The organism is Bradyrhizobium sp., from assembly GCF_030654605.1.
Classification (GTDB): Bacteria; Pseudomonadota; Alphaproteobacteria; order Rhizobiales; family Xanthobacteraceae; genus Bradyrhizobium.
This window is the reverse complement of sequence record NZ_JAURXB010000155.1, coordinates 1-12,497: the sequence shown is the minus strand read 5'-3', so window position 1 is coordinate 12,497 and position 12,497 is coordinate 1. Positions and strand designations below refer to the sequence as shown.

Annotated in this window: 11 protein-coding genes; 5 read left to right on the top strand and 6 right to left on the bottom strand. The window is 62.2% G+C overall.

The genetic code is table 11. The features are described 5' to 3' along the window. Positions 1–529: 529 nt before the first annotated feature. A complete protein-coding gene (locus tag Q7U29_RS14895; protein ID WP_304742690.1) occupies positions 530–1,207 on the top strand; it encodes a hypothetical protein in 678 nt (225 codons plus the stop codon). A 29-nt stretch (positions 1,208–1,236) separates the two neighbouring features. On the opposite strand, the gene Q7U29_RS14890 is transcribed toward Q7U29_RS14895, so the two are convergent. Then, the gene (locus Q7U29_RS14890) at positions 1,237–1,647 is read right to left on the bottom strand and encodes an NADH:ubiquinone oxidoreductase subunit NDUFA12 (RefSeq protein ID WP_304742688.1); all 411 of its coding nucleotides are present in this window, start codon (positions 1,645–1,647) and stop codon (positions 1,237–1,239) included. Positions 1,648–1,912: 265 nt separating this feature from the next. On the opposite strand from Q7U29_RS14890, the gene Q7U29_RS14885 reads away from it, so the two are divergent. Then, positions 1,913–2,437: a BA14K family protein gene (locus Q7U29_RS14885; RefSeq protein WP_304742686.1), complete on the top strand. Its 525-nt coding sequence runs from the start codon at positions 1,913–1,915 to the stop codon at positions 2,435–2,437. A 60-nt stretch (positions 2,438–2,497) separates the two neighbouring features. On the opposite strand, the gene Q7U29_RS14880 is transcribed toward Q7U29_RS14885, so the two are convergent. Together Q7U29_RS14880 and Q7U29_RS14875 are read right to left on the bottom strand one after the other, a co-directional pair. Continuing rightward, a complete protein-coding gene (locus Q7U29_RS14880) occupies positions 2,498–3,397 on the bottom strand; it encodes a DMT family transporter (protein WP_304742684.1) in 900 nt (299 codons plus the stop codon). Next, the gene (locus Q7U29_RS14875; RefSeq protein ID WP_304742683.1) at positions 3,394–4,293 is read right to left on the bottom strand and encodes a DMT family transporter; all 900 of its coding nucleotides are present in this window, start codon (positions 4,291–4,293) and stop codon (positions 3,394–3,396) included. Before Q7U29_RS14875 ends, Q7U29_RS14880 begins: the two co-directional genes overlap by 4 nt. A 731-nt stretch (positions 4,294–5,024) precedes the next feature. Here Q7U29_RS14875 and Q7U29_RS14870 point away from each other — a divergent pair. Next, entirely contained in the window at positions 5,025–8,774 is a 3,750-nt protein-coding gene (locus Q7U29_RS14870) for a vitamin B12-dependent ribonucleotide reductase (protein WP_304742681.1), read from the top strand. Between the two features lie 124 nt (positions 8,775–8,898). Here the strand turns inward: Q7U29_RS14870 and Q7U29_RS14865 are convergent, their stop codons facing one another. Next, entirely contained in the window at positions 8,899–9,135 is a 237-nt protein-coding gene (locus tag Q7U29_RS14865) for a hypothetical protein (protein WP_304742679.1), read from the bottom strand. 355 nt (positions 9,136–9,490) lie between these two features. Between Q7U29_RS14865 and Q7U29_RS14860 the strand changes: the two genes are divergently transcribed. Together Q7U29_RS14860 and Q7U29_RS14855 are read left to right on the top strand one after the other, a co-directional pair. Next, positions 9,491–10,381: a hypothetical protein gene (locus tag Q7U29_RS14860; RefSeq protein ID WP_304742677.1), complete on the top strand. Its 891-nt coding sequence runs from the start codon at positions 9,491–9,493 to the stop codon at positions 10,379–10,381. Between the two features lie 82 nt (positions 10,382–10,463). Beyond that, positions 10,464–11,303 (top strand): hypothetical protein, encoded by an 840-nt coding sequence (locus Q7U29_RS14855; RefSeq protein ID WP_304742675.1) that lies wholly within the window; start codon positions 10,464–10,466, stop codon positions 11,301–11,303. Positions 11,304–11,448: 145 nt separating this feature from the next. On the opposite strand, the gene Q7U29_RS14850 is transcribed toward Q7U29_RS14855, so the two are convergent. Beyond that, complete coding sequence (locus Q7U29_RS14850) at positions 11,449–12,087, bottom strand: zeta toxin family protein (RefSeq protein ID WP_304742673.1); 639 nt, start codon at positions 12,085–12,087, stop codon at positions 11,449–11,451. Next, entirely contained in the window at positions 12,084–12,299 is a 216-nt protein-coding gene (locus Q7U29_RS14845) for a hypothetical protein (protein WP_304742671.1), read from the bottom strand. The genes Q7U29_RS14850 and Q7U29_RS14845 overlap by 4 nt, the downstream gene beginning before the upstream one ends. Between the last annotated feature and the right edge of the window lie 198 nt (positions 12,300–12,497).

The window sequence follows — 12,497 nt, the reverse complement described above, 5'->3', positions numbered from 1 at the left end:
TTCGAGACGCGCGCCGGGCAGCGCGGGCGCTGACCGGACGCGCTCCTCACCATGAGGAAGCGGAGCAAGCGCGCATATGAACTCGATCGACATCGTGAAAAGAAAAAGGCCGCCCGGTTGCCCGGACGGCCTTTCCTTTCCTACGGCAGCTCCACATTGACGGGCGATTTCAGGAATTCAGCACCGGGGGCCTATCTCCCAGCCACATCCTGATCGGCAGCCGCTGCACATCGGGGCAGTCGCGAACTGTTGCCCGAACCGACGCGATGGTTTCCCATCTCCGTAGGATGATTGATTGAGCCATGAGCGCGTCCGGCATTCAACATCGCCGCGCGATGGCGCGGCAAACGTCCCCGCTGTCCCCGTTATTCACAACAGCTGCGCCGCGCCATCGCGGTGGAAGGTCTTGCCGCCACCGGCAGGATTTTCCGGGCCACAGGCATTTTGCGCGAGAGACAAACGCAGTCCGATCAATCACTTCCGCGCTGGCATAGCGGTTGCTTTCACCTCGGCAGCAACGGGGATATCCATGATTTCCAGTATCGCAAACATCGGGATCTACTACAGGTCCGCGCCAGCGCAGCCATCGACGAAGACACTGACGCCGGCCGATGCGTTGCCTCCGCCCGATGCCGCGAGCGAAGCCCCAGGCAATGCCAGACACGGCATCCCCGTCTCGGAACTGAAACAGATCGATACGTCCAAACTCAAGGCCGTTTCAATCACCGACCTACCCGAACTTCGCGACCAGATGGCGACGCACTGGCTTAACATGCAAGCCGCGGAAGCGAGGATGGCCACCGAGGTGCCGGATAACGCACCGCAAAACACCTATGCGACCGTCAAGGTCAACGGCAAGGTGGTGGCGACGCTCTATAACGGCGGTTGTTCGGTCATGACCAACGCCGCCGCCGCGGCGGTAGGCGACCTGCAGGACCCGCCCGGCCTCAACGGCGGCCCCGATCTGGCGCAAGCGCGCGCGGAGCGGATTGCCAAGGCGCTGGGCGGTACGATCGAGAAGGCGCCGACCGCGATCACGCAGTCGCAATGGACGCCGCGTCCGGATATCTCGACGAACTATTCCCGGACCCAACTGGACGATGCCTGGCAGGCGATGATGGCGGAGAACCAGAGGGCAACGGCGCAGCGGAGCGCGGGCTATTCAGCGCAGCCGCCCGCCGGCTCTCATGCGGACTTCAACGCCTGAGGGCCTGACGGCCGCTCAGGATTCAATCCTCAATTGCCCGGCGTCCAGGGCTGGTAATCGCCGGTGGCCTTGGGACGGCGGCCGCTGGCCAGCGTCGAGCCGGAGGGCCGGTAGGCCGCCGGCGTTCCGGTCATGTTGGGGACGTGCGGTTTTTCCCATTCGCGGGGCGTGTAGCTCTCTTCGGTCGGAGCGACATCGACGGTGTGATGCAGCCAGCCGTGCCAGGACGGCGGCACCCGGGTGGCCTCGGCATAGCCGTTATAGACAACCCAGCGCCGCTGGAAGCCGAGCGTGGGATCGATCGCCCCGCCCTTGGTGCGGTAATAGAGATTGCCCTGCTCGTCCTTGCCGACCAGCTCGCCGAACCGCCAGGTCCACAATTGCGTGCCAAAGGTCTGGCCGTTCCACCAGGTGAAGAGCTTCAGGAAAAACAGTTTCATGCGCGAGGCCGGTTCGAGAACGCTTGGCCCCTGATGCCATCGGCGGGCCGGATTGTCCAGTTGAAGTCCGCGGCATCCAGGCCGGCCGCCCGGGGGGTGCTGCGGCAACAACTTTGTGTGACCGGCTGTCGCGGAATAGCTACAATCCGTTCATTCCGCGTACAGTTCCGGGCTGACAGTCTTGGCCATGCACAATTGGTGCAGGGCTCGGGAACCTCCAACCCGTCAGAGGGTTTTAGACGCAGTCCCGCAAATGGAGCCGATAATGACCAGCCTTAAAGTTTTGAGTGCGGCCGCTATGATGGCCCTCCTGTTGCCATTGGCAGCCCCCACCGCCAGCTTCGCCCAGATGGGCGATAAGGCGGGCGGCGGCGTCGCGCGGGGCGGCGGTGGCCCCGCCCTTGGCGGCGGCGGTGGTGGTGGTTTTCGCGGTGGCGGCGCGGCCATTGGCGGCGGCGGTTACCGCGGCGGTGGCGGTGGTCCCGTGATTGGCGGCGGTGGCCCGCGCTATGGCGGTGGCGGATACGGGCACGGCGGCCATGGTTATCGGCACTACCGTCCGGGCTACGGCATCGGCACCGGCCTCGTGATCGGCGGCGCGCTGGGGTCGAGCTACGGCTATTACGGCAACCCCTACGGCTATTACGATGACGGCTATTACGACGAGCCCGTCGTCGCGGTGGCCCCGGGGGGTGATGACGTCGAATATTGCCGGCGGACCTATCGCTCCTACGATGTGCGGTCGGGGACCTATCTCGGCTATGACGGCCTGCGGCACGCCTGCCCGTAGCGACGTCGGAGACCGACTGAACACGAGGACGGCGCACTCCGGTGCGCCGTCCTTTTTCGTTCAGGAGCGCAGCGCCATGGTGACGCCGCCGAGCGTTACCACCAGGGCCGTGATCTCGCGCACGCCGAGCGGCTCGTGCAGCATGGCGCCGGCCGAGAGCACGCCAATCACCGGCACCAGCAGCGTGCCGATCGAGGCGGTCGCCGCCGGCAATCGCTCCAGCGCTGCGAACCAGCAGACGTAGCACAGGCAAAACTGGATCAGCGTCATGTAGAGCATCGATGCCCAGCCGACCGCTGACAGCGCCGAAAGCTGCGGCTGCTCGACCGCGAGGCCGACGATCGCGATCGGCAGGCAGCCGATGCCGATCTGCCAGGCCGCCAGCGACAATGGCGGCATCGCCAGCGGAAAGTGTTTTGTCAGCACGGTTCCGAGCGCGACGCAGATCGCGCCCGCCAGCACGCACAAATATCCCGGCAGCTTGACAAAACTGGCCTCGATTTCGTTGCCGCCGATCAGGACCGCGATGCCGGCGAGCGCCACCGCCAGCGAGATCGCGCGCAGCAGTGACAGCCGCTCGCCGAGAATCGGCCAGGCCAGCAGCGACACCCACACCGGAATAGAAATGGCGAGCACCGCGGCCTCGCTGGCGGGGAGCCAAACCAGCGCCAGCCCCATGAAGGCGACCCAGCCGCCGATCGTCAGCAGCGACACCAGCACCAGCCGCGACCACATCGGCCTGGGCACTGCGAGACTCTGCTTTCGCGCCACCGCGAACAGCGCCAGCGCTACGGCGCCGACGATGCCGCACAGCCCGCGCGATGACAGCGGCGGCCACTCGCTCAGGAGGTTCTTCATGATCGGGAAATTGAGGCCCCACCCCACCGAGGTGACGGCGAGGAACGTAAGGCCGAGCGGCGATATGCTCTTCGCCGCGCGCTGGCTCGAGGCGCCGCTCATGACCGCGTCGCCAGCACGACGCCGGCCAGCGTGAACACCAATGCGGCGATCTGGCCGAGGCCGAGCGGCTCGCCCAGCGCCACCGCGGACGCCGCCACGCCGATCACCGGCACCGCCATGGTGCCGATCGCCGCCACCGAGGCCGGCAGCCGCGCCAGTGCCGCGAACCAGGCCACATAGGCCACGCAGAACTGGATCACGGTCGAATAGAACAGCAGGATCCAGCCGAGATTCGAAAGCTTCCCGATATCGGCGTGCTCGACCAGCAGGCCGACGATGGCGACCGGCAGGCAGCCGATCCCGATCTGCCAGGCGGCGGCCGACAGCGGCGGCAGATTGAGCGGCAGCTTCTTCGCCAGCACGGTGCCGACGGCAAAGCCGAGCGCGCCGCCGAGCGCCATGATGATTCCCGGCAGCTTTTCCACGCTGGCGGCAAAACCGTTGCCGCCCATGATGGAGGCGAGGCCCGCGAACGCCATCACCAGCGAAATCACCCGCAGCAGATTGGGCCGCTCGCCGAGCACCGGCCAGGCCAGCATCGAGGCCCAGATCGGCATGGTGTAGGCGATCAGCGCGGCCTCGCTGGCCGGCAGCCACAGCAGCGCCAGCCCCATCAGCGCCATCCACAGCGCGACATTGAGCATCGCCGCCAGCACCAGCCGCGGCCACAGCGCGCGCGGCACATGCAGGCTCTGGCCACTGAACAGCGCCAGCGCCGCCAATAGCCCCGCCCCGATCACGCCCGTGGAGCCGCGCATGGTCAGCGGCGGCAGCTCGCTCAACAGGTATTTCGTCACCGGCCAGTTGAATCCCCAGCCCACCGAGGTGATGGCGAGGAACATCAGGCCCGCCGGCGTGATGGCGGCACGCGCCGGCGCAGGTTTTGAATAGGTCATGGAGTTGGGTTACCGGCGAGAATCGGCGGCACCTTGCAGCTAATGGCCGCCCGAGACCATCGGCCGGCGGGCATGCCTGCCCTCACCTTCCGTAGCCCTACGTGAGTCTTCCCGGAGCAACCCCCAAAGGCCCCGGAGGGCACAAAATATAGTTGCCCTGTGAACAGCGGGGCGAAGTCCAGATTGTTCACTCCGGAACAAATATTTTTGCTTGGGAATCTCTGAGGACTCACTGATACTTGGCTCCACCAGAGCGGGCCGGCGGCCTCTGGTTTTCTCCCTTTTCCACCATATTTAGTGTTTGATTCAGGAACTCGTACTAATCCTTGACGGGTGCGATGGAGTCGGCCTAGTTTTGGATCGTTCGGTGCCGGGTGGTTTTTAGTCCCGCTGGACGCTCCCTAACAGGGTTCCAAATCGACCATTCCGACTGCCGGTAGAGGCACGGGTGACGGGCTTGCTTGCCCGGAATCCTGACCTCGCTGAGGGGACTTTCGGGACGACAAAAACGGGCCAACAATGGCCCTGCGGTTCGAGAGCTGGGGCGTTGAAGCGACAAGACCGATGCTCGCATCGGTCTTGCGCCAGAGAGAAACAGGGCCGGGTCCACCGGTAGAGCTTGCGAGCCCTGGGCCAAAGTTGCCTGCAACTTTGGTCCGGGAGGTTCGCTCAAGGAAAACACCCGGCTCCGCGGTGCAACGCGAGCCGGTCAAACTAGAACGGGGCACGACATGCGAATCGAACGACGCAACACCACCCACGGCCAGTCACCGTACACCGGCATTGATTTCAGATTGACGACATCCGAGATCCGCAACCCCGACGGCTCGGTGGTGTTCCGCCTCGAAAACGTCGAGGTGCCGGAGTTCTGGTCGCAGGTCGCCTCCGACGTGCTGGCGCAGAAGTATTTTCGCAAAGCCGGCGTCGCGGCCCGCCTGAAGAAGGTCGAGGAAGAGACCGTGCCGTCCTGGCTTTGGCGTTCGGTGCCCGACACCGTGGCGCTGGCGAGCCTGCCCGAAGCCGAGCGCTATGTCAGCGAACTCTCCGCCAAGCAGGTGTTCGACCGGCTGTCCGGCTGCTGGACCTATTGGGGCTGGAAGGGCGGCTACTTCACCTCGGAAGAAGACGCCCGCACCTTCAACGACGAGTTGCGCTACATGCTGGCCAAGCAGATGGTCGCGCCGAATTCGCCGCAGTGGTTCAACACCGGCCTGCACTGGGCCTATGGCGTCGACGGCCCCGGCCAGGGCCATTATTACGTCGATCCCTTCACCGGCAAGCTGACGAAGTCGAAATCGTCCTACGAGCATCCGCAGCCGCATGCCTGCTTCATCCAGGGCGTCAGCGACGACCTCGTCAACGAAGGCGGCATCATGGACCTGTGGGTGCGCGAGGCGCGCCTGTTCAAATACGGCTCCGGCACCGGCTCCAACTTCTCCCGCTTGCGCGGCGAAGGCGAGCGCCTGTCCGGCGGCGGCCGTTCCTCGGGCCTGATGAGCTTCCTCAAGATCGGCGACCGCGCCGCCGGCGCCATCAAGTCCGGCGGCACCACAAGGCGCGCCGCCAAGATGGTGGTGGTCGATGCCGACCATCCTGACATCGAGACCTATATCGACTGGAAGGTGAAGGAAGAGCAGAAGGTCGCCGCCCTCGTCACCGGCTCGAAACTGAACCAGCGCCACCTGAAGGCCGTGCTGAAAGCCTGCGTCAATTGCGAAGGCTCGGGCGACGACTGCTTCGATCCCGAGAAGAACCCGGCGCTGCGCCGCGAGATCAAGCTCGCCCGCCGCGCGATGGTGGCCGACGCCATGATCAAGCGCGTCATCCAGTTCGCCAAGCAAGGCTACAAGGAGATCGATTTCCCGATCTACGACACCGACTGGGATTCCGAGGCCTACCTCACCGTGTCCGGCCAGAACTCCAACAACTCGGTCTCGCTGAAGGATGATTTCCTCCGCGCCGTCGAGACCGATGGCACCTGGGACCTGATCGGCCGCACCAACAAGAAGGTGACGAAGACCCTGAAGGCCCGCGACCTCTGGGAGAAAATCGGCCACGCCGCCTGGGCCTCGGCCGATCCCGGCCTGCACTTCAACACCACCATGAACGACTGGCACACCTGCAAGGCCTCGGGCGATATCCGCGCGTCGAATCCGTGCTCGGAATACATGTTCCTGGACGACACCGCCTGCAATTTGGCGTCGGCCAACCTGATCACCTTCTACGACACCTCGGCCAAACTGTTCGACGTCGCGGGCTACGAGCATCTCTGCCGGCTCTGGACCGTGGTGCTCGAAATCTCCGTGATGATGGCGCAGTTCCCGTCCAAGGCGATCGCGGAACTGTCCTACGAATTCCGCACCCTCGGCCTCGGCTTTGCCAACATCGGCGGCCTGCTGATGACCATGGGGCTTTCCTACGACTCAAAGGAAGGCCGCGCGCTGTGCGGCGCGCTGTCCGCCATCATGACCGGCACCAGCTACGCCACCTCGGCGGAGATGGCGAAAGAGCTCGGCCCCTTCCCCGGCTACAAGAAGAACGCCGCCCACATGCTGCGGGTGATCCGCAACCACCGCCGCGCCGCCCACGGCGAAAGCCGCGGCTATGAGGGCATCGCGGTCAACCCGGTGCCGCTGGATTACGCCAGCGTGCCGCAGACCGAGATCGTCGAGCGCGCCAAATACGCCTGGGACCAGGCGCTCGAACTCGGCGAAGTCAATGGCTTCCGCAACGCCCAGACCACCGTGGTGGCGCCGACCGGCACCATCGGTCTGGTGATGGATTGCGACACCACCGGCATCGAGCCCGACTTTGCCCTCGTAAAGTTCAAGAAGCTCGCCGGCGGCGGCTACTGGAAGATCATCAACCGCGCCGTGCCCGAGGCGCTGCGCGCGCTCGGCTACCGCGAATCGGATATCGCCGAGATCGAGGCCTATGCCGTCGGCCACGGCTCGCTCTCCAACGCCCCCGCCATCAACGTTTCCACCTTGAAGGCCAAAGGCTTCACCGACGAAGCTCTGGCAAAGGTGGAAGCCGCCCTGCCCACCGCCTTCGACATCAAGTTCGCCTTCAACAAGTGGACCTTTGGCGAAGAGTTCCTGCGCAACACCCTGAACATCGCGCCGGAAGCCATTGCGGCGCCTGGGTTTGACCTGCTCGCCGCCGTCGGCTTCTCGAAGCGCGAGATCGAGGCCGCCAACGTGCACATCTGCGGCGCGATGACGGTGGAAGGCGCGCCGCATCTGAAGGCCGAGCACTACAGCGTGTTCGACTGCGCCAACCCCTGCGGCAAGATCGGCAAGCGCTACCTCAGCGTCGAAAGCCACATCCGCATGATGGCGGCGTCGCAGCCGTTCATCTCGGGCGCGATCTCAAAAACCATCAACATGCCGAACGACGCCACGGTGGAGGATTGCAAGTCCGCCTATCTGCTCTCCTGGAAGCTCGCCTTGAAGGCCAACGCGCTCTATCGCGACGGCTCGAAACTGTCGCAGCCGCTGAACTCGCAGCTGATCAGCGACGACGACGAGGAAGACGATGCCGTCGAGTCGTTCTACGAAAAGCCGATGGCCGCGCGCACCGCGCAGCTCTCGGAAAAGGTCGTGGAGCGGCTGGTCGAGCGCATCGTGGTGATGCGCGAACGCGAAAAAATGCCGGATCGCCGCAAGGGTTATACCCAGAAGGCGGTGGTCGGCGGCCACAAGGTTTACTTGCGCACCGGCGAATATGACGACGGCCGGATCGGCGAGATCTTCATCGACATGCACAAGGAAGGTGCGGCGCTCCGCTCCATCATCAACAACTTCGCCATCGCGATCTCGCTCGGCCTGCAATACGGCGTGCCGCTGGAGGAATATGTCGACGCCTTCACCTTCACCCGGTTCGAGCCGAACGGCCCGGTGCAGGGCAATGACTCAATCAAGTTCGCGACCTCGATCCTCGACTACGTGTTCCGCGAACTCGCGGTCAGCTACATGGGCCGCTTCGACCTCGCCCATGTCGACCCCTCCGAGACCAATTTCGATGCGATGGGCCGCGGCGTCGACGAAGGCAAGGCGCCGGAGCAGCCCAACAACAAGTACCTGTCGAAGGGCCTGACCCGCTCGCGCACCGACAATCTCGTGGTGATGCGCAACGTCGCCGCCGAACCGTCAACCGAAGCCCGCGGGGCCCATAACGTCACCTCCCTGTCCGGCCACGGCCCCACCGCCCGCGTCACCGACGCGCTCGAAGGCGCGGTGGCCCTGAAGCAGGAAGTCCAGCACGATCTGTCGCCGACCGAAAAGCTGGAAGCCCTGCAATGGAGCAAGGCGGGCGCCGCCGCGGCACAGGCAGCACCGTCCAAGGCCGAACGCCGCCAGGAAGCCCGGGCAAAAGGTTACGAAGGCGAGATGTGCGGGGAGTGCCTCAACTTCACGCTGGTGCGGAATGGGACGTGCATGAAGTGCGATACGTGTGGCAGCACGACGGGGTGTTCGTGAGGGTTCACTGAGCGTCATGGCCGGGCTTGACCCGGCATCCAGGAAAACATCGGGCGGCCGAAAGGCCGCCCTTCGTGCCTTTAGCCACATGCAGTAAATGCTGCGGCGAGGGCAACAGGCTAAGTTATTTTATCGCTGCTCGCACTTTGGCTTTCAGTGCCTCCGGGTGATCGCCAGCCAGAAAGGAATCCACCGGGATTATCTCCTTACCCTCATTGGATGCCTTCTTGCCGAATGGATCAACATGAGACCACTCATGCTCCATCGACTTTGTACCATCATCCTCCAAGATCAACGTCCACCAGCTCTCGCTCTGACGTAACGCTCCCTTGATTTGCTCGCTGATTTGTATCCGCCTCACCACTACCATTTCCTCCAGGTTGCGTTGCGCCAGATATGCACACCCGAATTGAGGCGGAGTCACGGCAGATAAACTGAGAAATGCGCCTGCCCCGCCGCATCCCGTCCGCCAATGCTCTTCCCAAAAGATCGGTGAACGGCAAGCGCGCCGACCTTGACAAATCGAAGACTTCAACCATTTGTTAACTATCGCGCTAAGCACAACCGGCAGCCTGCGGCTCGTTCGATTGGGTAAAGCGCTCCGAAATTCCGACGGGCAGGTCTCGTCGGATAGGCCCAACGGGCCGACCTAACATCGCCGGCAGAGCCGCGTCGATTGTTGGGCTAATTCTGCGCGGACAAACGGAGATGCGCATATGTCTGTTACCCCCATCAAGTCTACGAATCCGTCTAACTCGGACACCTTGCCCGAGTTGACGAGTCAGCAGCTCAGCAAGTGGCTTTCCTCGCCTCCCGAGAACAGCCGCCGTGTCACAATCGGTCCCGAATTGGCGCTGGACGTGCTGGAGAACCTGAACAAGGGCAATCGCACCAAGAAGCCGGAGGAAATCCGCCGCTACGCCACCGACATGAAGGCTGGCAATTGGAAGCTTACCGGCGAGTCTATCAAGTTCGGCACCGACGGTATGCTGAAGGACGGGCAGAATCGTCTTTCGGCCTGCATCCAGGCCGGTGTGCCCTTCGGTACGCATGTCGTGTTTGGTATTGATCCCGAAGTCTTCGCAAACATGGATCGTGGCAAGAACCGCAATCCCTCCGACGTTTTCCACATCGCGCAGATAAGTTACCCGAGCGACACCTCAGCAACGGTGCGCTGGCTGATCTTGCTCGATAGTGGCGAGGCGAAAGCTCGTACCACCTTCCAGCCGGATCACCTCCTTCGCGAATACGGCAGCCTTGACGCCGCACAGCTGGAAGCGTGCGTCAAGATCGCAAGGAAAATCAAGAGCCTCATCAAGCAGCCCGTGGGTCCGCTCGCAGCCATGTACTATCTGGCCCGCCAGAAAAATGCACAAAAGGCTGACGAGTTTTTCAAGAAATGGGCTAATGGCGAGCCCCATCCGATCCAGCAGAAGCTGACGAAAAAGATCATGAAAATGGCGTCGGACAATAACGGTCGCGTTCATGATGTTGTTCGCACCGCACTTCTCGTTCAAGCTTGGAACCACTTCGTCAAGGGCCAGAAGGGCGCAATGACGAAGCTCGATTGGTCGTTGAAGTTGCCGTTCCCCACGATTCAGCATTGATGATTTGATTTGTATGGAGAGCGGAAGCGCACTGATCGCGCTTCCGCTCTCCACTGCCGCGAACGGATTGGACTCGGCCGCCATGGCAAGATCTTCGCGCGTAATTAGCATTCAGAACCCGGAGCAAGATAAAATTGCCGCCATACGGGAACTGCGTGAGCGGGCAATAAATCTTCGAAGGGACGTGTCCGAGGGATCATATGGGTACGACGAACTAACGCGCTTCTATGAACTGATAAAAGACTCTGAGTCCACATTGGAAATGGCGAATTCTAAGTTGAGCGAGCGTGCGGGGCTCGGTAGCGGGTTCTTTGCGACTGTTGCCCGGAACGGGCGCAGCCCGAAGCTGCAAAATTTCCTCCGAGCGCTCACATCCATTATTGAGGTTTCTAATGAACGCCTTGTACATGTCGATGCTCGCGCGAACTCGACTAACTCCGTAGTCGTCTCGCGAATTAAACGAGACCGTGTCCAGCTACTATCATTAGCGCAGTCACTCCACGTCCTGGCCCGCGAAGAGATCGCACGGCTCGATGCGAATCTTCCCAATGATCCTGACAGGATAGCAAGGCATAAAAAGCAGCGCGAGCTGATGAAGATTTTCGCTGATGGCTTCGAACAGATCTCGAAAGCACTGACTGCCCTTGAGACAAGCCCCAACGAGCCGGTGCTGCTCGGACGAGCCGGTCGCGTGGTCGGTAGCATGGGCGAGACACTTACAACTTGGTGGAAAGAGAATGGCGCTGAAGCAATGGATTGGGCAATACGAGTCCCCGTCTTCGTGGGAGGCGTGGCAATGCTCGGTTGGGCAGGAGCAGATATGACGGTCGGCACAACTGCGATGGCCGCGCTCGTTGGTGGTCAGAAGGTGCTCAGCGCAATTAAAGCCCGCAAGAGCCAAGGAAAGGCAAAGGCGAAATAGAGACAGCGATGAAAACGACGGACAAATGCAGATAAGTGTACCTAGGATACCGAATTGAGATTAAATAGCACAGCGCGTTGGGCGGATTGGAGCCGAAGGCGTAATCCGCCGTTGCGATGGGTATGACGGCGGATCAAGATCCGCCCTACAAACTCGTTGCCCTGAGTACGCTCTGCAGGGAAATCTTGAGGGCGTCACCGACCGCCTCCGCCACCTCAACATGCGAAATCGTCGTTTCATCCAGAGCGTTCTGAACAATCTTGCCGCCAATCAGCGAGATCAGCTTGACAGGTACAGAGCCGCTGTTCTCGAAAACGACCGTTTCATGCGCGATCCGGATTGCTTTCGGAAAATTCGCGAAGCCCCGTGCATAGCGACGTCGGATCACATCGTCCGGGATGCTGTGACCGCCACGGCTTACACGTTCGTGGACGCGTCGCACGTTCAGTCCGACGTTGCTCAGAACCACGAACATCAGGCCAACGCGATAGCCTGAATTCCGCGCGGTCGATAGCAGGTCGAGCGACTGATGGCTCGACAAGGTGGTTTCGTAGACGAAATTCCTTTGATCGGAAATGAGACGGTCGAGCCTTTCGATCACCCGGCGTCCCGCAAGCCGACTGACAGATTCGGGTCTACCCGGCGAAATCCCGCGAGCGATGAGATCGGCATTGACGAACTCGCCGGATCCCTGCAATTCCCTTGAATTCTGGTAGATCGAGGATTTTCCCGATCCGTTGGTCCCGCCAACGATCCAGCATTTGAGAAGGGACGTATCGATCATCGACCCGGCATGATGGTGCGAAGGATGACGTCCTCCTCCCTGTCGGCATCGATCAGGTGAATCGTGCCGTCCGGCATCAGCTTGATGATGCCTTCTCCGATCGATCGGTCGACATAGTAGGCCGGTACGCCAGCGGCGCGAGCCGCCGCGATCGCGTCCGCTCCCGTCCGGGCAATTCTGCCCTCATCCCTCTCCAGAGCCTCGATCAGCATCGTCGAAATCCTCGTAGCATCTTCTCAATCTAGTGGCTCGCGCGGCAAATTCCAAGCTGTCGCTGTACAATTCGATCGCGAGCGCGTAGGGCAGATTGCGCATCCTATAAACTATCGTCGTCCCTGCGAACGCAGGGACCCATAACCACCGATGTGCGTTGCTACCGAAGGTCTCGACCGTCAGCGCTTGACCGAAAG